Annotated in this window: 18 protein-coding genes and 1 pseudogene; 16 read left to right on the forward strand and 3 right to left on the reverse strand. The window is 65.9% G+C overall.

From position 1 onward, the window contains the following. Position 1 precedes the first annotated feature (1 nt). Positions 2-3,016 (forward strand): Tn3 family transposase, encoded by a 3,015-nt coding sequence (locus C6V83_RS10015; RefSeq protein WP_071935988.1) that lies wholly within the window; start codon positions 2-4, stop codon positions 3,014-3,016. Positions 3,017-3,084: 68 nt separating this feature from the next. Here the strand turns inward: C6V83_RS10015 and C6V83_RS10020 are convergent, their stop codons facing one another. Continuing rightward, the gene (locus C6V83_RS10020; RefSeq protein WP_232512637.1) at positions 3,085-3,510 is read right to left on the reverse strand and encodes a TetR/AcrR family transcriptional regulator C-terminal ligand-binding domain-containing protein; all 426 of its coding nucleotides are present in this window, start codon (positions 3,508-3,510) and stop codon (positions 3,085-3,087) included. A gap of 323 nt (positions 3,511-3,833) precedes the next feature. Here C6V83_RS10020 and istA point away from each other — a divergent pair, with 323 nt between their 5' ends. The 3 genes from istA (at position 3,834) to C6V83_RS10035 (ending at position 7,121) form a co-directional block, all read left to right on the forward strand. Next, positions 3,834-5,480: an IS21 family transposase gene (istA, locus tag C6V83_RS10025; protein WP_029540274.1), complete on the forward strand. Its 1,647-nt coding sequence runs from the start codon at positions 3,834-3,836 to the stop codon at positions 5,478-5,480. Continuing rightward, entirely contained in the window at positions 5,477-6,232 is a 756-nt protein-coding gene (locus C6V83_RS10030) for an ATP-binding protein (protein WP_003937311.1), read from the forward strand. Before istA ends, C6V83_RS10030 begins: the two co-directional genes overlap by 4 nt. 128 nt (positions 6,233-6,360) lie before the next feature. Next, positions 6,361-7,121, forward strand: a protein-coding gene (locus C6V83_RS10035; protein ID WP_199832648.1) for an IS5 family transposase whose coding sequence is annotated in 2 segments (ribosomal slippage) — positions 6,361-6,646 and positions 6,646-7,121 — 762 coding nt in all. Because the reading frame shifts where the segments join, the coding sequence is not laid out codon by codon here. 104 nt (positions 7,122-7,225) lie between these two features. Here C6V83_RS10035 and C6V83_RS10040 read toward each other — a convergent pair. Next, the gene (locus C6V83_RS10040) at positions 7,226-8,227 is read right to left on the reverse strand and encodes a helix-turn-helix domain-containing protein (RefSeq protein WP_199832487.1); all 1,002 of its coding nucleotides are present in this window, start codon (positions 8,225-8,227) and stop codon (positions 7,226-7,228) included. Between the two features lie 120 nt (positions 8,228-8,347). Between C6V83_RS10040 and C6V83_RS10045 the strand changes: the two genes are divergently transcribed. The 10 genes and pseudogenes from C6V83_RS10045 to C6V83_RS10090 all read left to right on the forward strand — a co-directional run bounded on the left by C6V83_RS10045 (position 8,348) and on the right by C6V83_RS10090 (position 19,809). Next, positions 8,348-8,668, forward strand: a complete 321-nt coding sequence (locus C6V83_RS10045; protein ID WP_003937313.1) for a 2Fe-2S iron-sulfur cluster-binding protein — start codon at positions 8,348-8,350, stop codon at positions 8,666-8,668. Positions 8,669-8,691: 23 nt separating this feature from the next. After that, positions 8,692-10,080: a cytochrome P450 gene (locus C6V83_RS10050; protein ID WP_003937314.1), complete on the forward strand. Its 1,389-nt coding sequence runs from the start codon at positions 8,692-8,694 to the stop codon at positions 10,078-10,080. Next, positions 10,077-11,279: an NAD(P)/FAD-dependent oxidoreductase gene (locus C6V83_RS10055; RefSeq protein WP_003937315.1), complete on the forward strand. Its 1,203-nt coding sequence runs from the start codon at positions 10,077-10,079 to the stop codon at positions 11,277-11,279. Before C6V83_RS10050 ends, C6V83_RS10055 begins: the two co-directional genes overlap by 4 nt. Positions 11,280-11,350: 71 nt before the next feature. Beyond that, entirely contained in the window at positions 11,351-12,811 is a 1,461-nt protein-coding gene (locus C6V83_RS10060) for a cytochrome P450 (protein ID WP_003937316.1), read from the forward strand. After that, on the forward strand, positions 12,808-13,533 hold the full coding sequence (locus tag C6V83_RS10065; protein WP_003937317.1) for a transglutaminase-like domain-containing protein: 726 nt from the start codon (positions 12,808-12,810) through the stop codon (positions 13,531-13,533). The genes C6V83_RS10060 and C6V83_RS10065 overlap by 4 nt, the downstream gene beginning before the upstream one ends. Then, entirely contained in the window at positions 13,530-15,059 is a 1,530-nt protein-coding gene (locus C6V83_RS10070) for an aldehyde dehydrogenase family protein (RefSeq protein WP_003937318.1), read from the forward strand. The genes C6V83_RS10065 and C6V83_RS10070 overlap by 4 nt, the downstream gene beginning before the upstream one ends. After that, positions 15,056-15,892, forward strand: coding sequence for an SDR family oxidoreductase (locus C6V83_RS10075; RefSeq protein ID WP_003937319.1), 837 nt, complete (start codon positions 15,056-15,058; stop codon positions 15,890-15,892). Before C6V83_RS10070 ends, C6V83_RS10075 begins: the two co-directional genes overlap by 4 nt. A gap of 49 nt (positions 15,893-15,941) precedes the next feature. Next, a complete protein-coding gene (locus tag C6V83_RS10080) occupies positions 15,942-17,009 on the forward strand; it encodes a BtrH N-terminal domain-containing protein (protein ID WP_003937320.1) in 1,068 nt (355 codons plus the stop codon). 74 nt (positions 17,010-17,083) lie between these two features. Continuing rightward, positions 17,084-18,717 (forward strand): annotated as a pseudogene (locus C6V83_RS10085) (long-chain fatty acid--CoA ligase). 450 nt (positions 18,718-19,167) lie between these two features. Continuing rightward, a complete protein-coding gene (locus C6V83_RS10090; RefSeq protein ID WP_234353672.1) occupies positions 19,168-19,809 on the forward strand; it encodes an integrase core domain-containing protein in 642 nt (213 codons plus the stop codon). 47 nt (positions 19,810-19,856) lie between these two features. On the opposite strand, the gene C6V83_RS10095 is transcribed toward C6V83_RS10090, so the two are convergent. Continuing rightward, positions 19,857-20,543, reverse strand: a complete 687-nt coding sequence (locus C6V83_RS10095; RefSeq protein ID WP_008382024.1) for a TetR/AcrR family transcriptional regulator — start codon at positions 20,541-20,543, stop codon at positions 19,857-19,859. Between the two features lie 187 nt (positions 20,544-20,730). Here C6V83_RS10095 and C6V83_RS10100 point away from each other — a divergent pair, with 187 nt between their 5' ends. Together C6V83_RS10100 and C6V83_RS10105 are read left to right on the forward strand one after the other, a co-directional pair. After that, entirely contained in the window at positions 20,731-22,272 is a 1,542-nt protein-coding gene (locus C6V83_RS10100) for an MFS transporter (RefSeq protein ID WP_064257765.1), read from the forward strand. A gap of 25 nt (positions 22,273-22,297) precedes the next feature. Then, entirely contained in the window at positions 22,298-22,807 is a 510-nt protein-coding gene (locus tag C6V83_RS10105; protein WP_105942286.1) for a universal stress protein, read from the forward strand. Positions 22,808-22,823 lie beyond the last annotated feature (16 nt).

Consider the following 22,823-nt stretch of genomic DNA (forward strand, 5'->3'; position numbering starts at 1 on the left):
CATGGCGACGCAGGTATTCGCGGCTGAGGAGTTGGCGCGTCTGCGGGAGTTTCCAGAAGTCAGCCGCGAGGAGCTGTTCCGGTTCTTCACGCTGACGTCGGCCGATATCGCGTTCGTCGCGCCGGGGCGGGGGCGTGGTCCGGAGGATCAGCTCGGTCTGGCGGTGGCGTTGTGCACGCTGCCGTGGCTGGGGTTCGTGCCGGACAAGGTCGCCGCCGCGCCGCCGGTGGTGGTGGCACGGTTGGCGGATCAGCTGAAAGTCGATGCGTCGCAGATCCGTTCGTACGGCCGCCGGGCGCAGACCCGCACCGCGCATCTGCACCTGGTGGCCCAGTATCTGAGCTGGCAGAGCGCGGGTGCGATGGAGTTGAAAGAACTCGACGAGTTCCTGTTGGCGCGGGCGATGGAGCACGATTCCCCGACCCTGCTGTTTCGGTTGGGGTGTGAGTATCTGATCTCGGCGCGGGTGATCCGGCCCAGCCCCGACACCGTGGTCCGCCGCGTCGTGCACGCGCGTGAGCAGGCCCAACGAGAGACCTACGACCGGTTGGCGCATGAGCTGACGCCGCAACGCTGCGCGGAGTTGGACGGCTTGCTGGTCACCGATGTCTCGATCCGGATGTCTCGGTTGCGGTGGCTGTCGACGCCTCCGGTGGAGGCGTCGACAGCCGCTGTGCGCAACGAGGTCGAGAAGCTGGAGTTCGTGCGCGGTTTGGGCGCGGACACTCTTGATCTGTCGGTGTTGCCGACTGAGCGTCGCCGGTTCCTGGCCATGCTGGGCCGCCGTCTGACCGGGCAGGCGTTGGAGCGTCGCGATCCGCAGCGCCGGTATCCGATCTTGTTGACGGTGCTGGCGCAGTCGGCCGCTGATGTGCTCGATGAGGTGGTGGCGTTGTTCGATCAGGCGCTGTCGGGGAAGTTCAGTGCCGCGGAGAACCGGATGCGCGAGCAACTGGCCGACCGGGCGAAGACCGGGGAGGACCGGCAAGCGCTGCTGGATGACCTCCTATCCATCCTCATCGACCCGCAGATCCCTGATGAGGATGTGGGCGGGTTGATCCGGGGCGGAAGCATCGGGTTGGAGCGGTTGCGTGCGGCGATTGCGCAGGCCCAGCCGCGGTTGCCGCGTGATCACGGGCATCTGGCCGCTCTCGATAGTTCGTATTCGTATCTGAGGAAGTTCACTCCGGCGGTGTTGTCGGCGGTCCGGTTCTCCGGTGGTACGGCGGCGACGGAGTTGCTGATCGCGGTGGACATGCTGCGCGAACTCAACGCGACCGGTCGCCGCAAGGTGTTCGACGACGCACCGGCGGGGTTCGTGCCGACCAAGTGGCGCGGTTATCTCGAGGAGGCCCGCAAGACCGGCAATACCGTTGCCTATCGTCACTTTTGGGAGCTGTGCGTGCTGCTCGGGTTGCGGGACGGGCTGCGTACCGGGGACGTGTTCGTGCCCGGATCACGCCGCTACGCCGACCCGGCCGCCTACCTGCTCACCCCGACCCAATGGGAGCCGCAGCGAGCCGAATTCTGCCGCCTGGTCGACAAACCCGCCGACCCGGCCGCCGCGTTGGCCGCGCTCACCGACGAGTGGTTGACGGCGGTCGGTGAGCTGGAGCAGATGCTCGCCGCCGGTGACGGGCCGGTGCGCTTGGACGAGACCGGTGATCTGGTGATCTCCCCGCTGAGCGCCGAGGACATTCCGACCGAGGCCATCGAGTTGAAGGCCGAGCTGACCGAGATGCTGCCGTTCGCGCCGATCGTGTCGGTGCTGATCGAGATGGACAAGCGCACCGGCTACCTGGATTGTTTCACCCACGCGGGCGGCAAGCAGACGCGGAGCCCGGAGTTGAAACGCAATCTGATCGCGGTGCTGCTGGCGTACTCGACGAACCTCGGTCTCACCAATATGGCTGCGGCGTCGGGGATCTCCTACGACATTCTGTCCTGGACCGCGGAGTGGTATGTGCGGGAGGAGACGCTGCGCGCGGCGAACCTGGCGATCATCGGCTACCACCAGAGACTGCCACTGACCACGGTGTTCGGCACCGGCACACTCTCGTCATCGGACGGGCAGAGGTTCCCGACGCGCGGCAAATCGGTCACCGCCCGTGCGGTGAATCACTTCTTCGCCGAGGAGGGCCTGTCGACCTATACCCACGTCACCGATCAGCACACCACCTACGGCACCAAGGTCATCGTTACCACCCGCCGCGAAGCCCACTACGTCCTGGACGAAATCCTCGGCAACGCAACGGATCTGCCAGTCACCGAGCATGCGACCGATACTCACGGGGTCACCCTGGTGAACTTCGCGCTGTTCGATCTGCTGGGGATGCAGCTGTCCCCGCGTATCCGGGATCTGGGCAAGATCACCCTGTACCGGCCGGTGCCGCGCGCCGAGGCCGACACCCTGTTCCCGCACGCCGGCGCTCTGCTGACACGGAAGTTGAACCTGGACCTGATCGCCGAGCATTACGACGACCTGCTGCGGCTGGCCGGATCGCTGAAGTTCGGGCACGCCACCGCCTCGCTGCTGGTCGGCAAGCTCTCGGCGTCGGGAAGACAGAACGCCCTCGCCGCAGCATTGAAAGAGTACGGGGCGATGCGCCGCACCATCTATGCCTGCCGGTATCTGACCGACCCTGATTACCGGCGCAAGATCTCGCGCCAGCTCAACAAGGGCGAATCCATCCACGCCCTCAAACGTGGCCTCCTCTATGCCCACGAAGGAGCCTTCCGCGCCCGTCACTTGGAAGCCCAGACCGAGCAGGCATGGTGTCTGACCCTGGTCACCAACGCCCTCATCACCTGGACCACCGAGTATTACGGGCTGGCGGTCGAGCAGATGCGCCGGGCTGGGCGGCGCATCGACGAGGAGGTCTTGGCCCACATCTCGCCCGCGCACAGCGCCAACATCAACTTCTTCGGCGCGATCGAGGTCGACATCGACGCCGAGTTGGCTCAGCTCGGACCCACCGGCTACCGGCCGTTGCGGGTCCGCGACACCCTGTTCTGAATCCGAACCGACTGCGCGCCGGGGTGCGCAGACGAGGCGATCGGGCAGCGTGGCAGGGCTTTTGCCGACTACCCGCGGTGGGCGGTGAGGAAGTCGTCGACCAGGCGCGCGCAGTCGTCGTGATCGATGCTGTACAGCCCGGTCAGGCGGGCGAAGACGATCGGGCCCAGGAGTTGGATGATGGCGAAGCTGGTGTCGAGGTCGCCGAGGTGGGCGCGGGCCTCAGGGCTGGTGAGGATGTGGTCGAACGGTTCGCGGTAGCGGCGGATGACCTGGGCGCGCAGGGAGGTGACCGCGCCCGAGTCAGGGGGTGCGCCGGGGTCGGGGGTAATGGATCCCATGGCCAGCCAGGACAGGGTGGTCAGCTGGAGGGGAGCGTTCTCGATCAGGTCGGCTTGGGCGGTGAGCAACGCGATCAACTGCTCGCGCACGGGCCCGTCGTCGGGTGGGGTGTCCACGCGTGGGAGTAGGCGTTCGAAGGTGGCCGCGAGCAGGTGGGTGCTGCTGCCGAAGTGCCGGTAGAGGGTGGTGCGCGCGACTTTCGAGGTGCGGGTGACCGCGCCCGTCCCGGGCTTCTTCGGCGAGGTCGATGCTGAACATGCGGTTGCCCAGGTCCGCGCCTTGCAGGGCGAGGATACGGAGGATCCAGCCGTCGCTGGAACACGGCCGTGTGTTAGGAACGCGTTTCGAGTAGCACGGTTCTGACGATCGGGTAGCGCGAGTATGAGCATCCGGTAGCGGTAGCCGAGGCGATGTGCTCGTCTCGGGTTCACGCGTGGCAATTCGGCTGCGCGTGAACCCGAAACAGGAGGCACGGGTGACTGATTACCGATTGGTGATGTCACAGTTGCTGCAAGGCAGGTCGTACCGGGAGATCGAAGCGATCGCAGGATGCTCGCACCGCACGATCGCCAAAGCGAAGAAGATCTGCGGTGAACGGGAGCTGACCACCGAGGACCAGATCGAGGCGTTGACCGCCGAGGAGATCGACGCCTTGTTCACCGATGGGCGAAAGAACGCCTCAATCGATTTCGTGATGTTCGATGTCGCCGCCGCGGTGAAGAAGCGCTCAGGCAAGAAGAAGCTCCCACTGCGGGTGCTGTGGGCCAACTACCTGGAAACCGAAGGGGCGCCGGGGCAGCGGCACTACAGCTACCAGCGGTTCTGCCAGATCATCGGTGAGTACGTCGAGGTCAACGATCTGACGATGCGGATCGCGCACGTACCCGGGCACACGATGCAGGTCGACTGGGCCGGCACCACGATGGCGATCTTCGACCCGGTCACCGGCAGCAGGACCCGGGTGTCGGTGTTCGTGGCATCGCTGCCGTACTCGGGCATGGTCTTCGCCTGCGGATGCCTGGACGAGAAGGCAGCGAACTGGCTCGATGCCCACGTGCAGGCATTCGAGTACTTCGGCGGCGTCACGCAAGTGGTCGTGCCCGATAACACCTCGACCGCGTCGAACCAGATCACACGCGGGGACAGGGCCCGCGAGGTCAACCACGCCTACCGGGACTTCCTCGAGTACCACCGCACCGCCGCGGTGCCCACCAGAGCGGTGCGGCCCCGCGACAAGGGGCACGTCGAGTCCGGGGTCAAGATCGTGACGAACTGGGTGATCGGCCGACTCGCCGACCGCCGGTTCGCCAGCCTGGACGACCTGGGCGAGGCCATCAACGTCCAGGTCGATCAGATCAATGACCGCATCCCGTTCCGCGGACAGAAGATCAGCCGGCGGGAGTTGTTCGCCGAGCACGAGCAGCCACAACTGCTGGCGCTGCCCGACGCACGGTGGCAGCCGGTGACCTGGAGGAAATCCAAGGTCAACAGGGATTACCACGTCGAGATCGCGACGGTGAAGTATTCGGTGCCCCACACCTTCGCCGGTCAGCTCGTCGATGTGAAGATCACCGGCGAAACACTCGCAATCATGTGCGACGGAGAAGTCATCGCCTCCCATGCCGTCTCCGGGCGCCGGCACTCGTACGTCACCGACCCCGAGCACGTGCCCGCCCAGCATCTGCAATCCTCGGATCTGTGGTCCCGGGCGTACTTCGTGCGCCAGGCCCACAAGGTCGGTCCGTGCACCGTGGCCGCGATCAGCGACCTGCTCGACCGGCAACGCATCGAGGCCCAGGGCTACCGCTCGTGCCAGAACATCCTCGCCCTGGGGAAGAGCGACAAACAACTCCTCGAGCGGGCTTGCGGGCAACTTGTCTCCGAACAGACCCGACGGGCGATCTCCTACACCGCGGTCAAGCAACGCCTGGCGGCGCTGCGGGCCCAGGCCGCCGCACGACCGACCACCGCGGCGGAACCAGCGACTGCTGCGTCGGTAGCGCCACCGGCGGGACAGCGCGACACCACCGGGGCGCATCTGGCCGGGCCCGAGCAGTTCAGCCTTTCTGCCTTGACCGGAGCCACCGGAGCCGACTTGACGGATGAGGGAGGGGCCAAGTGATCGATCGTCACCTCACCGACGCGGACATGCCGTTGTTCACGCAGCTGCGTATGACCGCGTTCGGGCAGACCGTCATCGAGCTGGCCAACGATCCCGCCTGCGACGAGTGGACCTTCTCCCAGAAGATCTTCCACGCGCTGGATAAGGAGATCACGGCCAGACAGGAACGTCGGACCCAGAAACTACTCAAGGCCTCCAGAACGCCAAACCCTGATGCCTGCGTAGAAGAGATCCGTTATCTGGCTGACCGCAACCTCAATCGGGAGCTAATCGCACGGCTTTCCAGCTGTCAATGGATCGAGTCGACCCGCAATCTTGTCGTGCTCGGTCAGTCCAGCGTGGGCAAGACCTATGTGGCTCTGGCACTGCTCAATGCCGCGTGCCGAAAGTACTACAGCGCGAGGTTCTTCCGGCTCGACGATCTGGCCAACCGGCTCGCCGTGTTGGAACCGACCTCGCAGCGGCGGTTGGATTTCCTGACGGATCTGCACAACTGTGACCTGCTGGTCCTGGATGACTTCCTGACGACGCCGGTGGCTGCGCACACCGCGGCCGAGTTGCTCAACATCCTGGCCGCTCGTGAAGGTCGAGGTTCGACTCTGGTGACCTCGCAGTTCGATCCGCCGGACTGGTACAAGTCGCTCCAGGACGCGGTCATCGCCGAATCGATCCTCAACCGGATCGTCGCCGGCGCCGAGATCATCGCCCTGGACGGGCCGAACATGCGCCGACATCTGGCGGACAGCCGATAGTTGGGCGCCGCGGTCGGGCAAGCTAGTATTCAGAGCGTGTCTCACGTGGATGAAGTGGGTTGTGATGCATGATGTAGTTCGTGGTTGACGAGTTGTCTATCCGGTTGGTGCCGGATGCGTTGTAGGAGATCGCCGAACCGCTGATTCCGGCCTTCGCCCCCCGACCGCAGGGTGGTGGCAGTGCGCCGGTCGACGACCGGGCGGTGTTCACCGCAATCGTGTTCGTATTGACCAGCGGCTGCGCCTGGCGGCACCTGCCGCCGTCGTTCGGGGTCAGCGTCCCGACCGCGCATCGCCGCTTCACGGCCTGGGTGCGCGCGGGGGTGTTCGAGAAACTGCACCGCGAGGTGCTCGATCGACTCGGCGGCTCGGGTGAGCTGGACTGGTCGGCAGCGATCCTGGACGCCGCGAGTGTCCGGGCGAAAAGGGGGGATCTTTGACCGGGCCCAGCCCGGTCGATCGCGGCAAGAAAGGATCGAAGATCCACGTCCTGTCCGAGGCCGAGGGAATTCCGCTGGTTGTCGGCGTCTCTGCAGCGAACACCCACGACAGCACCATGCTGCGGCCGCTGGTCGAGGCCATTCCCGCGGTCAGGTCCCGTCGTGGGCCGCGACGACGCAAACCGGGTCGCCTGCGCGCCGACAAAGGTTACGACTCCGCCGCTCACCGTTGCTGGTTGCGGGAGCGCCGGATCGTCCCGCGGATCGCTCGTCGCGGCATCGAACGCAACGACCGCCTCGGCCGGCACCGATGGAAGATCGAACGCACCCTCGCCTGGCTCACCGGCTACCGCAGGCTCACAATCCGCTACGAACGCCACGCCGAGCACTTCACCGGCTTCCTGCAACTCGCCGCGGCGCTCACCTGCTTCAAGAAGCTCTCCACATGAGACATGCTCTCAATATGACTCGCTGATCACTGTGCATGTTCGAGGCTGATCCGAAGTCCACCACTTCGCGCAGCCTTTTTTATACCAGCGGCGGGACGGGTAGGTTATTCGTGCCGAAATTCGCGTGGAGAGCGACCAGTCCACCGCTTGAAGGCGTGAGAGAAGCTGGCGAGGTCGCTGTATCCGAGATCCGCAGCGATCTCACTCACCGACATCGATCGGTCGAGCAGCCGCAGCATCGCACGATCACGCAGGAATGATTCGCGCAACTCGCGAAAGGTGGTCCCCTCCTCGGACAGGCGCCGCTTGAGTGTGCTACGGGATATCGAGAGCTCGTGTGCGACCCAGTCGTTACTTCGTTTGCCGGGATCCTCCTCCAGGAGCCGTCGCACCTTCTCCGAGAAAGACGTGGTTCTGCTTCGCTGTTCGAGGGTTTGCTGCAGATCAACGATGGCGAGGCGATAGGCGACGGGATCGGAGAACCTACATACCTCGTTGAGGGTATCCGCGGGGACACGAAGGAATGACGTCGGAGCGTCGAAGTACAGGCGCCCAGCTAGGGCGTCCTCATGATTGGCCAGAAAGTTCGGCGCCGACCAGCTCAGATGGAGGGTGACGGTCGGCACATCGCCAGCGAGCATGTCAAGCAGGCGCAGGAGCGCCGACCCGCTGTACGCGACGACCAGGCAGTTCAGGGCCGGATCGCCTGTATGTGCGCTGAGCCCCACAGTAAGCCCCTCGTCTCTTGGGTGGAACTGTGGGCTGAGGGCCGTCGAGATCAAAGGCAGATAGGTGAGCAGCTCGACGATCTCGGCTACCGAACCTGCACTGACCAGAGGAAAGCTCAACGGGCCAAAGGACGTCAACTGAGCCTGCTCGGCGAACGCGAAGCCGAGCGTAGTTGCCTGGTCGACATCGAGTGCGGGGTACACCTCGCGAAACCACCGTATCGGGGCCTGGATGTTCCGCTGGATCAACGTCGTCTCGTCGATTCCTTCGCGAGCCATGATGTTGCGAAGCCGCGCGACAGCGTCTGAGTCGAGTGCTTGGCTCTCGAGCAATTGCGCGAACATGAGTGGAGGCACACCCTCGTCGTTGAGGTTCACCCTGGTCCCCTTTGAGCCGAATTCACAAGTTTCTGACTCTGCCGAACATAGCCGCCGCGCTCGTCTTCGGCAACACTTTGACCAAGTTCACATTGAGGACGACGTATCCAGGAGTTGGCTATGGCAGTTGTCACCTTTGTCTCCCACGATGGCCAGAAGCACGAGGCGCCCATCGAGGAAGGGCAGTCGCTGATGCAGGTCGCGACCAACAACGCGGTGCCCGGCATCGACGGCGACTGCGGAGGCGAAGCCGCGTGCGGTACCTGTCATGTGATCGTCGATCCGCAATGGTCCGAGCAGGTCGGCCTCTCGGGTCCCGAGGAGGAGGAGATGCTCGCGATGAACCCCGAGCGCCAGCCGACCTCCCGGCTGTCCTGCCAGATGGCGGCGTCGGCGGCGTGGGACGGCTTGATCGTCGAACTACCCGAATTCCAGATGTGACGGCGAGAAACGGTTAAGACCTGATGAAGATTCCTGAAGCAATCACCGCCAAGGTTCAGTCGACCATCCCGATGGATCTGCAGATCCAGGGCGCGCATCTGTATGACAAGACCCGGCGATGGGTGACCGGGACGAACGGAGAGAAGCTCTTCGTCGAGAGTCCTATCCCGCCGGTCGAGGACGTCGAGCTCGCCGACATCGACCTCAGCAACCCTTTTCTCTATCGCCAGGGGCGCTGGCAGTCCTACTTCGAGCGCTTGCGCAACGAGGCGCCGGTCCACTACCAGCCCAACAGTGCGTTCGGTCCGTTCTGGTCTGTCACGCGGCATGCCGACATCGTGGCCGTGGACAAGAACCACGAGCTCTTCTCCGCCGAGCCGTTCATTGTCATCGGGGCCCCGCCTCGTTTCCTTGATATCGCGATGTTCATCGCGATGGATCCGCCACGCCACGACGCGCAGCGGGCCGCTGTCCAAGGCGTTGTTGCGCCGAAGAACCTGCGTGAGATGGAGGGGCTGATTCGATCGCGTGTGCAGGAGGTGCTGGACGACCTGCCCGTGGATCAGCCGTTCGACTGGGTGCAGAACGTCTCGATCGAGTTGACCGCTCGGATGCTTGCCACCCTTCTGGACTTCCCGTACGAGCAGCGTCGCAAGCTCGTCTACTGGTCAGATCTCGCGACGTCGCTGGAGCAAGCCAACGGCGGGCCCTCGGACAACGACGAGGTGTTCCCCGGCATGCGCGACATGGCGCGAGGTCTCAGCGCTCTCTGGCACGACAAGGCAGCGCGGATGGCTGCCGGGGAGGAACCCGGCTTCGATCTGATCACCATGTTGCAGAGCAACGAGAACACCAAGGACCTGATCGACCGCCCGATGGAATTCTTGGGCAACCTCGTGCTGCTGATCGTCGGAGGCAACGACACGACCCGCAACTCGATGAGCGGCGGTGTTCTTGCGCTGAACCGCTTCCCCGATCAGTTCGAGAAGCTGAAGGCAAACCCCGACCTGATCCCCAACATGGGCTCGGAGATCATCCGGTGGCAAACCCCGCTGGCTTATATGCGCCGGGTCGCCAAGGCCGACACCATTCTGAACGGGCAGTTCATCCGCAAGGGCGACAAAGTAGTGATGTGGTACGCCTCGGGCAACCGCGACGAGCGCGTGTTCGAACGGCCCGATGAGTTCATCATCGACCGGGCCAACGCCCGCAACCACATCTCCTTCGGCTTCGGCGTCCATCGTTGTATGGGCAACCGGCTGGCCGAGCTCCAGCTGCGGATCCTGTGGGAGGAGTTGCTTCCCCGTTTCGACAATATCGAGGTCGTCGGCGAGCCAGAGTACGTGCAGTCCAATTTCGTGAGGGGCATCAGCAAGATGATGGTCCGCCTCACCCCGAAATCCAGCGCATGACCTCGCAGCGGGCCCTCATCGTCGGGGCCGGCCATGCCGGGGCCCAACTCGCGGCCAGTCTGCGCCAGGAAGGGTGGACCGGTGAGATCGTCCTCATCGGCGAGGAGTCGGCGCTGCCCTATCAACGCCCGCCGCTGTCGAAGGGTTACCTGGCGGGGAAGAGCACGCTCGACGAACTCGCGATCCGCAGCGCCAAATTCTACACCGAGCAGGGGATCCAACTCCTGAATGCGAAGGTGGAGGCGATCGACCGCTCGGCTGGTCATCTCGTGTTGAGCACCGGCGACGCGCTGCCCTACGACAAGCTCGCGCTGTGCACTGGGGCCCGCCCTCGACGGCTTTCCATCCCGGGGGCCGACCTGGTCGGCGTCTACTACCTACGCACCGCTGCGGACGTCGAGATGATCCGAGAGGCCACCAGCCCCGGGTGTCGGGCTGTGATCATCGGCGGCGGCTACATCGGACTGGAGACGGCCGCCTCATTGCGTGCGCTCGGTCTGGAGGTCACTGTACTCGAGGCGACCGAGCGCGTCCTCGAACGGGTCACCGCCCCCGCTGTATCGGCGTTCTTCGACCGGATCCACCGGGAGGAGGGCGTGAACATCCGGACGGGCGCGCTGGTCGAAGCTCTATCAGGTGACGGCAGGGTCCGCGAGGTGTTCCTGTCCAGTGGCGAATCAATTCCCACCGACCTCGTCATTGTCGGTATCGGCGTTGAGCCGAACACCGAGCTCGCCGCCGCCGCGGGTCTGGTCGTCGACAACGGCGTCGTGATCGACGACCAGACCCGGACCAGCGACCCCGACATCGTGGCGGCTGGGGACTGCGCCAGCCATGACATGGCCCGTTACGGCCGTCGCATACGCCTGGAGTCCGTGCCGAGTGCGGGTGAGCAGGCCAAGGTGGCGGCCGCGACCGTCTGCGGCAAGTCCAAGATGATCGCGGCGCTTCCATGGTTCTGGTCGGATCAATACGATCTCAAGCTCCAGATCGCCGGTCTCAACACCGGGTACGACGAAGTCGTCCTCAGCGGCGACCCGACCCGGGACCGCGACTTCACCTGCTTCTACCTGCGTGCGGGCGAGCTCATCGCCGCCGACTGCATCAACCGGCCCCGTCACTTCATGTTCAGCAAGCGGGTCATCACGCAGCGACTCCCCATTGGCCGGACCGAACTGGTGCTCGCAGGCTCTGTCTGAGGTGATCGGTCCCTTGGCGGCGATGGTACGACAACAGCGAGTACGGGCCCACATTTCGGAAAGGAACGTCAGTGACGAACATCATCCAGCTCCCGCTGGCGAAGGGTCGTGAGCGGCTCTCGTCGGTATTCCTGGCACCATTGCCGAGTCGGGCCGACGCGACCCTGCTAGGGGTCAGCGACCAGTGGCCTGTTCGTGAGCTCGCCCCGCCCCCGGCGGGGTCGGGGCTCGAGCCCGTCCGAGGGACCGCGGGCATGCCTCTGCTCGGTCACACCCTGGACTACATCAGGTTCGGCTCCAACTTCACCCGGGCCAGGTACCAACGCTTCGGACCGGTCTGGTGGATGGGCGCCTTCGGCACGAGAATCGTGATGGTGGCGGGCGCGGATGCCACACAGGAGGCGCTGACGACCAAGGCGAAGTCGTTCTCCCAGGACGGGTGGACCTATCTCATCGATGCTTTCTTTCACCGGGGCCTGATGCTGATGAGCTTCGACGAGCACAGGATGCATCGGCGGATCATGCAGGAGGCGTTCACCCGCGACCGGCTCGCCGGCTACGTCGACCAGCTCGGCCCGACGCTGGAGACCAGCATCCGCAGGTGGACAGCGGGCCGGTCCACGCGCATCTACCCACTGTTGAAGGCCCTGACTCTCGACGTCGCAACGGAGGTCTTCATGGCAGGTCGGGGAGGGAGCGAGGACACTGACGCCATCAACGACGCCTTCGTGGCCACCGTGCGCGCAGCCAGCTCGATCATCCGTTTCCCGCTGCCGGGGACTCGGTGGCGCGCCGGAGTCCATGGGCGCACGCTCCTGGAGGACTACTTCACCCGGCATCTGCCGACGGCTCGAAGTGCCCAGGGAGACGACCTCTTTGCGGGGCTGTGCCATGCGCGCACGGCCGACGGTGAGGCGTTCACTGATGAGGACGTCGTCAACCACATGATCTTCTTGATGATGGCGGCCCACGATACCTCGACCATCACCACCACCGCTGCCGCCTACTTCCTCGCCAAGCACCCAGCCTGGCAGGAACGGGCTCGGGCCGAGTCCGACCGACTCGGTGAACGCCGCCCCGACATCGACGACCTGGACTCGATGGCGACTCTCGACCTGGTGATCAAGGAGACGCTGCGCCTCGTGGCGCCCGTGCCGATCGTGATGCGCAAGACGATCGAGAACGTGGAGATTGCCGGACGCCACATCCCGGCGGACACCCTGGTGGCCGTGGCTCCTGCGGTGAACCACTTCGACGAGTCGTGCTGGACCGAGCCCGACACCTTCGACCCCGACCGTTTCAGCGAGCCGCGCCATGAGGACCAGAATCACCGTTTCGGGTGGATCCCCTTCGGCGGAGGAGTGCACAAGTGCATTGGTCTGCACTTCGGCACCCTCGAGGTCAAGGCGATCCTGCACCACATGCTGCGCACTTACACCTGGTCGGTCCCCGACCAGTATGAAGTGAGATGGGACAACACCTCGCTCCCCATTCCTGTCGACGGGTTGCCGATCACCCTGGAGCGCAGATGAATCCGGCACCGGTGGCGTTCTTGGGGGCGACCGACTTCCTCGACATCGAGCACGAGTCCGTCCGGGCATTCACCGCCGCCGCGGTTGGGGATGCGAGCACCGACCGGGACAAGGCCAATCGCCTCTTCACCGCCGTCCGTGACCAGATCTGGTACGACCCCTACACGGTGTCGGACAATCCCGCCCACTATCGAGCCAGCTTCGTCCTCGAGTCCGGGCGCGCCTATTGCGTCCCGAAGGCGGTGCTCTTGACCGCGGTGTGCCGAGCGGCAGGGATTCCGGCGCTGCTGGGTTTCGCTGACGTCCGCAATCACCTGCAGACCGAAGCGCTGCGAGCGCTCATGGGCGGCACAGACCTGTTCGTCTATCACGGCTACAGCCGTCTCTACATCGACGGCCGGTGGTTGAAGGCGACGCCTGCGTTCAACACCGAGTTGTGTGCGCGTTTCGGTGTGCCGCCGGTGGATTTCGACGGTGATCGCGACGCACTCCTGCACGCCTTCACCGCCGACGGAGCCCAGCATATGGAGTACGTCCGCGAGCGCGGCATCTTCGACGATCTGCCTTTGAACGCGATCCTGACCGAGCTTCGGCATACCTATGGACCGTTGATGTTCAAGCGCGCTGACGTGATCGCTGACGCTTTCACCGACACACCCACCAGCCGCACCCAGCCCGACGGGATCTCCGGTGGGTTCCACTCACCCCTGGAGGACCGATGAGCACGGCGACCGCAGCGGACGCCTTGGACGTGTGCAACCCAGCCGATGGCCGGCTGATCGCAACCGTCCCTGTGGATGATCGCGAGACCGTGAACGGTGTCGCGGCTGACCTCCGCTGCGCCCAGGTCGGGTGGGTCGAGGCTGGCCCGCGGCAACGCGCCAGATGGTTGCATCGCTGGCGGGACTGGATCCTGGCTCACACCGACGAGCTCACCGATCTGCTGCAAGCCGAAACGGGCAAGGTGCGCCCAGATGCCCTCGTGGAGACGACCGCGTCGTGCGAATTCATCACCTACTACGCTGACAACGCCGAGAGGTTTCTCGCTGGCGAGCAGGTCAGGTCCTCGAGTCTGTTGAGTCTGCCGAAGCGGCTGTCCAAGACCTACCACCCATATCCGGTTGTCGGGCTCATCACGCCCTGGAACTTCCCGATCACCCTCTTCCTCATGGATGCAGCGCCCGCGTTGGCTGCCGGATGCGCGGTCCTGGCGAAGTCCTCGGAGGAGACGCCACTGACGTGTGCGCGGGTCGTCGAGGGCTGGCACGAGATCGGCGCCCCTCCGGTCTTGGCCCATGTTGTGGGTGCCGGCGAAGCGGGTGCGTCGGTGGTGGACGCCGCTGACTTCGTGCAGTTCACCGGCTCGACAGCCACCGGGCGTGCGGTCGCGATCCGCTGCGCCGAGCACCTGAAGCCGGTGAGCCTGGAGCTGGGCGGTAAGGATCCGGCGATAGTGCTGGAGGACGCCGACCTTGCTCGTGCGGTGGAGGGGATCGCGTGGGGCGGTCTGTTCAACGCAGGGCAGGTCTGCATCTCCGTCGAGCGGGTATACGTGGTAGCTGAGATCTACGACGAGTTCGTGGCCCGGCTGACGCAGAGGGTGCGCTCCCTGGCCCAGGGTGCGGCGACAGGTGACGACGTGGGTGCGATGGTCACTGCGAGGCAGGTCGAGATCGCCGATCGCCACGTCAGCCAGGCGGTGGCGGCGGGTGCGCGGGTCCTGGCCGGCGGAACCCGGAGTGCGGTCGGGAACTACTACGCTCCGACCGTCCTGGTCGGTGTCGACCACACGATGGCTTGCATGACCGAGGAGACCTTCGGCCCCACGATCCCGGTGATGCTGGTCGCGGATGAAGACGAGGCCATCCGTCTGGCCAACGACTCGGCGTACGGCCTGTCTGCGACGGTGTGGACCCGCGACCACGCTCGGGCACAGCGCATTGCGAAACGCCTGGACGCGGGTGCGGTCAACATCAACGACGTCTTCAGCAACCTCTTCGCCACCACACTGCCGCACAGTGGATGGAAGGCATCGGGTATCGGTGCGCGGCTCGGCGGTGCCTACGGGCTGCACAAGTACTGCCGGGTCCAGGCGGTGACCGAGCCGCGGATTCCTGTCCCGGCACGAGAACTCACGTGGTACCCGTACACCTCCCGGCGTGCGGCCATCGCCGAAAGAGTATTGCGCGCGGCAGCCGGCCGCGGCCTGTGGCAACGCCTCGGCCTGAACAAGGAGAACAGCAAGTGACGACGCACATCCCCCACACTGCCGCCAAGACTGTGGCGATCACCGGCGGAGCCCGCGGCATCGGCTACCAGACCGCGAAGGAGCTGATCCGACGAGGCCACCGCGTCGCCATCGGCGACGTCGACGAGGCACGTGCCAAAGAGGCCGCCGTCGAGCTCGGGGTGAAGGTCGTCACCCGCCTCGATGTCACCGATCCCGACTCGTTCCGCGAATTTCTCGACCTGGTCGAGGGGGGCCTCGGCCCCCTCGACGTGCTGATCAACAACGCGGGCATCATGCCCACCGGGCACGCCCACGAGGAAGCCGACGCGGTGACCCGGCGGCAGGTCGAGATCAACGTCCTGGGAGTCATCTTCGGGACCAAACTCGCCCTCCAACGGATGCTGCCGCGGCGTGCCGGGCACATCATCAACACCGCATCACTGGCCGGTGAGCTCGCCGTACCCGGTCTGGCGACCTATTGCGGCACCAAGTTCGCGGTCATCGGGTTCACTGAGGCAGCACGACAGGAATACCGCAAGTCCGGGGTCCAGCTGTCCACGGTCCGGCCTACGTTCACCAACACCGAGCTCGTCGCTGGGACGGCTGGGGCCAAGGGACTGCGCAACGCCGAGCCCGAGGAGATCGCTCGAGCGACAGCCGATCTGATCGAGAATCCGCGTTCTTTCGTGCGTGTCACCCGCCTCGCCGGCGGCATGGTCGCCGCGATGAAGTTCGTCCCCGGTCGGTTGGCTACCTGGCTCGGATCGGCCCTGGGCACGGACTCGGTGTTCCTCGACGACGTCGACATGAGGATACGCCAGGCCTACCTGGACAGAATCCGGAGCAACTGATCCAGTCTTCGAACCCCGTCGTGCGCCGATCCACCGAAGAGGAACTCCTATGCCCCGCAGAACCCTGATCAAGGACTACCCGCATCGGATGGCGGGGCATTGCGGCTCTGGCGCGATGCGCGATCTTCTGCACTGGCATGGTCTGGGGTGGGATGGACCGCCCGACGAAGGTCTGGTGTTCGCGCTCGGTGGCGCGGTGGGGCTATCCTACCTCCGGTCGAGCGACCTCGTCCCACCGCTGTACCTGGTGGGACGAGGTGCCGACTTCGAAGTCGATCTACCCCGCCGACTCGGCGGACAGGTCCACGTTCTCACGACCGACGATCCTCGCGAGGGATGGTCATGGGTTCTCGACGAGATCGAAGCAGGCAGACCCAGTCTGGTGTGGGGCGACATCGGTGAGTTGCCGTACCTGCGGGTCCAGTTGCGGATGAGTCGCCACGATATCGTCGTGATCGGTCACGACGAGGCCGAGGGGATCGCTTTTGTCGTGGACAATGACCGCGCCGAGGTGCAGGAGGTCCCGCTCGATGCGCTGGCTCGGGCGCGGTCCTCGAAGTCTTTCCCGGAACCGACGCGCCACTGCACCTACCGCATCATCTGGCCGGACGCGCTGCCAGACGTGGCGGAAGTAGCGGCAGAGGCATTTCGCCAGTCCGCGGCCAGTATGCGCCGCCCGTCGCAGCCCGGGATCGTCGATCTCACGACAGCGGCGGCCGGGGCCGAGGGCCTAGCTGCGGTCGTACAGCTGGCGGCCGACGTTCGGACCTGGGCCGATCTTCCGATAGACGACCTCGAGATCCTCCTGTTCAGCCTGAGCGCTTTTATCGAGAAGGCAGGTACCGGCGGCGGGCTGTTCCGCCGATTGCTCGCCGATGGCTGCGCGGATGTCGCACGCCTGACCGGCGACTTCGCCACCGCTCAACTCGCCGTCTCCGCCAGCCGTTGTGCGCAGGCATGGACCGAGACTGCACGTGCCGGTATCCGGCGCGACGTTGATGTGCGAGCGCGCGCGGCCGGGATGTCTTTGGCGGCTAGCCGGCTGCCAGAGCTGGAGTTGGACCTGGTCGAGTCCCTGGAGTCTGCTTCAAGCTCGCTTATGGCTGCAGATCGCTGACAGCCCCACTTTTCCCCGGACGCTCGGTCTCCGGATCGCTGTGTTCGAAGGCAACTCTCTCAACAAGGAATGCTATGCAGAGCACGATGATGAACGTCCCGTTGACAACTGCGGCGATTCTGCGCCACGGCTCGAGTGTGCATGGCTCGGCAACCGTGCGGACCTTGCAGCCCGACGGGAGCGTGAAGGTCGCCTCGTTCGCCGAGATCGGACGGCGGTCCGCCCAGTTGGCCAACGCGTTGCGCGGTTGCGGGATCACAGGCGATGAGCGCGTCGCAACCTTTATGTGGAACAACCAGGAACATGTGGAAGCCTACTGTGCGGTGCCCTCGATGGGCGCGGTACTGCACACTCTCAATCTACGCCTCGCCTCAGATCAACTCGTCTACATAGGCAACCACGCCGAGGACCGGGTCGTGATTCTCGACGGAAGCCTGGTCCCGCTGCTGGCCCCCGTGCTGCCGCACATCACCAGTGTGCACACCGTCGTCGTGACCGGGGGGGGGTGGACCTCACCCCGCTGCACCGTGACGGGCTCACAGTCGTGGGTTACGAGGAGTTCATCTCCGCTCAGCCCGAGACGTTCGACTGGCCTGACCTCGATGAGCAGTCAGCAGCCGCCATGTGTTACACCTCCGGTACCACCGGGACCCCCAAAGGCGTCGCCTACAGCCACCGGTCGACCTACCTGCATTCGATGGCGGCCTGCGCCGCCGACGGACTGCGAGTCGGCTGCGATGACCGGATCCTCGCTATTGTGCCGATGTTCCATGCCAACGCCTGGGGACTGGTCTATGCCGCCCTCATGGCAGGTGCCGACCTTCTCATGCCTGACCGGTTCCTGCAGGCCGAGCCGCTGGTACGGCTCATCGATGCCCAGAAGCCAACCGTCGCAGGCGCGGTCCCGACGATCTGGAACGACGTGCTGAACTTCGTGGAGGCCAACCCCAGCTACGACATCTCCTCTCTCGGCCTGGTTGCCTGCGGTGGCTCCGCCGTGCCCGTTCACCTGATGGAGATCTTCGAGGAGAAGTACGGCGTACAGGTTGTCCAGGCGTGGGGAATGACCGAGACCTCGCCGCTGGCCACCGTCGCGCGTCCGCCGGCATCGCTCGACACGCAGGAGCGGTGGCGCCTGCGAGCCACTCAAGGCCGTCCGGTTCCAGGTGTGGAATTGAGGATCGTCGGCGACGCGGGCAATGAGCTCCCGCACGACGGCGAAGCCGTCGGCGAGCTGCAGGTGCGCGGACCTTGGATCACCGGCTCGTACATCGGCGAAGAGGATGACGGGGAGAAGTTTCAGGACGGTTGGTTGCGCACCGGCGACGTCGGTCGGATCGATGAACGCAGTTTCGTCACGCTGACCGACCGCACAAAGGACGTGATCAAGTCTGGCGGGGAGTGGATCTCCTCGGTCGAGCTCGAACTGCTGCTCGCCGGACACCCCGATGTGCTCGAGGCATCTGTGATCGGGGTGCCGGACGAGAAGTGGCAGGAACGTCCCCTCGCGGTGATCGTCGTACGTGACGGGCGCGAGCCCACACCTGCCCATCTGCGTGACTTCCTCGTTGGCAAGGTCGCCAAATGGTGGCTGCCCGAGCGTTGGTGCTTCGTCTCCGAGGTGCCCAAGACCTCGGTCGGCAAGTTCGACAAGAAGCGCCTGCGCTCCCTGCATGCCGAAGGAGAGCTTGCCGTCGTCGAAATCTAGGAATCCTCTCTAGATCATCGAGCACGGGTCCCTGCTCACATCGTGGGGTTAGGATCCGCGGCGGACAGTCCGACTTCGAGTACCTTGCCCGGCCTTAGTGGTCACGCCTCTCTTCAGTCACGCCGCGAACGCAGACCGGGTGGTGCGACATACCCCACGCTGAGTCAGCCGAGAACCTCGCAGGCCAAACCTCGACTGCCGCGCGATCACGGCCACTTGGCGGCCCTGGATACTTCCTGCTGGTACCTGCGAAAATTCCCACCTGCAGTGCTGGCGGCGGTCCGGTTCGACCATCGCAAGGTGTGGGCGATGTGCCGTTGCGACGGGCACCCGGTGTCGCAGGCGACCGTGCTGCGGTGCCTGCGAGACGAGGGTCTGCTGCCGCCAGCCGCAAGGCTGCGTTCGCCGCCGAGCCCACCGGCCCGAATCAGGTGTAGCGTTTGGACTTCAGTGAGTTCGAGACCACCGCTGGCGGGACGTGGCGTATCGCGGATTGCCGGGACTACTGGAGCAAATACGAGCATCCCTGGCATGTGTCGCCGACGGCGAACCAGCACGAACGCGATCACCGCGATCGAGCGCGCTTTGGCCGACTACGAGCAGTCGTACGACCACCCGCTGGCCGAAACGTGCCCACGCGAGCCCGGCCGTGGTCTCGAGCCCGCGGCGACGATCGTGACCTACAACGGCGGCCCGTTCCGGTCGTTCCGCTTCGAGGCGTTCGTCACCGCACACCCCGAACTGCGCCACGTCGGTACCCGAGTCAGGTCGCCGGGCCAGAACGGCTCGCGCGAACGCGGTTTCGGGTCGCTGAAGTACGAGCGACTGTTCCTCGAGGAGATCGATGACGTCTTGGCCGTGGTGAAGCACGCTGACGCCTACCGGGTCGAGCACAACACCGTCCGGCCGCACGAAGCCATCGCTTGGAACCGGCCGATCCAGATCCACCCTGGCCTGGTCGGCCCTCGGATCCCCAACTTTCCCCGAGACCGAAAACCTGCCAACTACTTGACACGGGACACGACGACGCAGCAGCGGCCTCGTCCAGGAGTGTTCGATCAACGGCTCTGGTATCCCTCACACCCGAATTGAGCCAGAGCCGTTGACCCGACCTCCGTACGTGCGGGCTTTTGTCGGTTTTACTTGCGGGTGTTGTGGTTGTGGTGGGCGGTGAGGAAATCGTCGACCAGGCGTGCGCAGTCGTGGTGGTCGATGCTGTGCAGCCCGGTGAGGCGAGCGAAGACGATCGGGCCCAGCAGCTGGATGATGACGAAGGTGGTGTCGAGGTCGCCGAGGTGGGCGCGGGCCTCAGGGCTGGTGAGGATGTGGTCGAACGGTTCGCGGTAGCGGCGGATGACCTGGGCGCGCAGGGAGGTGACCGCGCCCGAGTCAGGGGGTGCGCCGGGGTCGGGGGTAATGGATCCCATGGCCAGCCAGGACAGGGTGGTCAGCTGGAGGGGAGCGTTCTCGATCAGGTCGGCTTGGGCGGTGAGCAACGCGATCAACTGCTCGCGCACGGGCCCGTCGTCGGGTGGGGTGTCCACGCGTGGGAGTAGGCGTTCGAAGGTGGCCGCGAGCAGGTGGGTGCTGCTGCCGAAGTGCCGGTAGAGGGTGGTGCGCGCGACTTTCGAGGTGCGGGTGACCGCGTCGATGGTGACCGCGTCGATACCGCCGGTGGCCAGCAGATGGGTGGCCGCGTCGAGCAACCGTGCCCGCGAGCGCGCCAACCGCGGATCGGCCTGATCGAGATCCGCGTCCTGCTCGCCGGTGGCGGAGTGGGGCGCGGCGGGTCCGGTGCGGGTGTCGGCCTGGTCGCGGGTGGTCATGGTCGGGAAGACCTCCAAGGAAACGGGCGGCGGTGAATGTGTCCGATTTCGACTCTATCGCAACCACTCTCGCCTGTGATACTCATGGTAGCGAAGCGATACCGATGGTTTCGTCGGGTGGGAGGTGCCGGTGAACGCACCGGAAACGACTGACGGTCACAGTGTGCTGGCGCGGGCCGAATGGTGGATGCTGACGGTGTCGTGCCTGGCGGTGGCGCTGGTCGTCGCGGCGATGGCTGCACTGTATTCGGCGTTGCCGCTGATCGCGGTCGCGACCGGGGCGACCCAATCGCAGCTGACCTGGATCGTCGACGGCTACACCCTGATCCTGGCGTGCCTGGTCCTGCCCGCCGGCGCGGTGGGTGACCGCTACGGGCGCCGCGTCGTGCTGATCGCGGGCCTGGCGGTGTTCTCCGTGGCCTCGGCGCTGCCGCTGCTCATGTCGGGGCCGGTGTGGCTGATCGCGGCCCGCGCGGCGGCGGGCGCGGGCGCGGCACTGGTGATGCCCTCGACCCTGTCGATCCTGACCGCGGGGCTGCCCGAAGCGCATCGCGGGCGCGCGGTCGGGGTGTGGGCTGGGGTCGCCGGGTCCGGTGCGGTGCTCGGGATCCTCGGCTCGGGACTGCTGCTGGCGCGGTGGTCGTGGGAATCGGTGTTCGTGGGACTGACCGTGGCCGGGGTGGTGCTGGCCGCGCTGGCGTGCACCATCGCCGAATCCCGCGAGCGGGAACACCCGCCGGTGGACTGGGTGGGCGCGGTGGCGGTGGCGATCGCGATCGCGGCGATCGTGTTCGCCTGCGTCGAGATCCCCGCGCGCGGCTGGCTCGACCCGCTCGTGACCCCCACCCTCGCGCTCGGTGTCGCCGCGGCGGTGGTGTTCGTGATCATGGAGTTGCGGGTCGCCGCGCCGCTGCTGGATGTGCGGTTGTTCGCCCGGCGGGGGTTCGGGGCCGGGTCACTGTCGGTGACCATCCAGTTCCTGGTCACCTTCGGGGTGTTCCTGCTGCTGGTGCAATACCTGCAATTGATCCTCGGGTACGGGCCGCTCGGTTCGGCGCTGGGCCTGGTGCCGATGGCGGTGCCGCTGGTGGCGATCTCGGTGATCGCGCCGTGGCTGTCGAGCCGGGTCGGGCTGCGGGCGATGACCGTCACCGGGCTGCTCGCCATCGCGACCGGACTCTTCCTGGTGAGCCGGTTGACCCTGGCCGCCGACTACCCAGACCTGTTGTGGCCGTTGCTGATCCTGAGCGCCGGGCTGGGATTGTGCACCGCCCCGGCCACCTACGCCATCGTCGCCGACACCCCCGTGGCCAAACACGGTGTCGCCGCCGCCGTCAACGACGCCGCCCGCGAGATCGGCGCGGCCATCGGAATCGCCGTATCCGGCAGCGTGCTCGCCGCCGGATACACCCACCACATCCAACCCGCCCTGCCCCAGCTGCCCGAACCCGCTCGCGGCCCGGTCGCCGACTCCCTCGCCGCCGCCCTGCAGGTCGCCGACCGCGCCGGACCCGCCGCCCAGCCACTGGCCGAATTCGCCAAGACCGCGTTCGTACACGGCAGCACCCAGGCCGCGCTCGCGCTGGCGGCCATCACCGCGGCCGGAGCACTCGCGCTGGCCATCCTCGCCCCCGGACGCACACCCCGGCCCACCCCCACCACGACCACGACCACGACCACGACCACGGTGCGCGAACCGGCATCCACACTGCAGGACCCCCACAGCTGATACTCACCGTGAAAGGGAGGTCGTCATGACGGCCTACCACACCATCCTCGTCGACACCGACGGCTCCGACCGCTCCTACCGGGTGATCGACCACGCCGCCGAACTCGCCCGCGCCAGCCACGCCCGCCTGCTCATCCTGTGCGCCCGCCACGACATCGACGCCCACACCCTCGGCCCCGACCTCGACCGGCTCGGACCCGACGCCTACCAACTCCGCGGCACCACCCCCACCGACACGATCCTGCGCACCGCCCGCCACCACGCCACCGCCCACGGCGCCACCGACATCACCACCCACATCCTGGCCCCACCCACCCTGCACGCCCTGCTGCACCTGGCCGCCACCACCGGCACCGACCTCATCGTCACCGGCCACCCCCACCGCCACCCGCTGCTGGCCCGCTGGCTACCCAGCCTGCCCATCGAACTCGCCCGCCACGCCCACTGCGACATCCTCATCGTCCACGCCCCGCCCGACAATCCACCCCACCTGCCACCGAACCCCGCAGACCGGCACTCGACGACTGTCCCGTAAGCCGATCGGCCACCGG

The sequence above is a fragment of the Gordonia iterans genome (assembly GCF_002993285.1).
GTDB lineage: Bacteria > Actinomycetota > Actinomycetes > Mycobacteriales > Mycobacteriaceae > Gordonia > Gordonia iterans.

What these genes read in the sequence shown, in the direction of transcription:
- C6V83_RS10015 (WP_071935988.1), top strand. Translation starts at nt 2, where the DNA reads ATGGCGACGCAGGTATTCGCGGCTGAGGAGTTGGCGCGTCTGCGGGAG.
- C6V83_RS10045 (WP_003937313.1), top strand. Translation starts at nt 8,348, where the DNA reads ATGGCAGTTGTCACCTTTGTCTCCCACGATGGCCAGAAGCACGAGGCG.
- C6V83_RS10050 (WP_003937314.1), top strand. Translation starts at nt 8,692, where the DNA reads ATGAAGATTCCTGAAGCAATCACCGCCAAGGTTCAGTCGACCATCCCG.
- C6V83_RS10055 (WP_003937315.1), top strand. Translation starts at nt 10,077, where the DNA reads ATGACCTCGCAGCGGGCCCTCATCGTCGGGGCCGGCCATGCCGGGGCC.
- C6V83_RS10065 (WP_003937317.1), top strand. Translation starts at nt 12,808, where the DNA reads ATGAATCCGGCACCGGTGGCGTTCTTGGGGGCGACCGACTTCCTCGAC.
- C6V83_RS10070 (WP_003937318.1), top strand. Translation starts at nt 13,530, where the DNA reads ATGAGCACGGCGACCGCAGCGGACGCCTTGGACGTGTGCAACCCAGCC.
- C6V83_RS10080 (WP_003937320.1), top strand. Translation starts at nt 15,942, where the DNA reads ATGCCCCGCAGAACCCTGATCAAGGACTACCCGCATCGGATGGCGGGG.
- C6V83_RS10095 (WP_008382024.1), bottom strand. Translation starts at nt 20,543, where the DNA reads ATGACCACCCGCGACCAGGCCGACACCCGCACCGGACCCGCCGCGCCC.
- C6V83_RS10100 (WP_064257765.1), top strand. Translation starts at nt 20,731, where the DNA reads ATGCTGACGGTGTCGTGCCTGGCGGTGGCGCTGGTCGTCGCGGCGATG.
- C6V83_RS10105 (WP_105942286.1), top strand. Translation starts at nt 22,298, where the DNA reads ATGACGGCCTACCACACCATCCTCGTCGACACCGACGGCTCCGACCGC.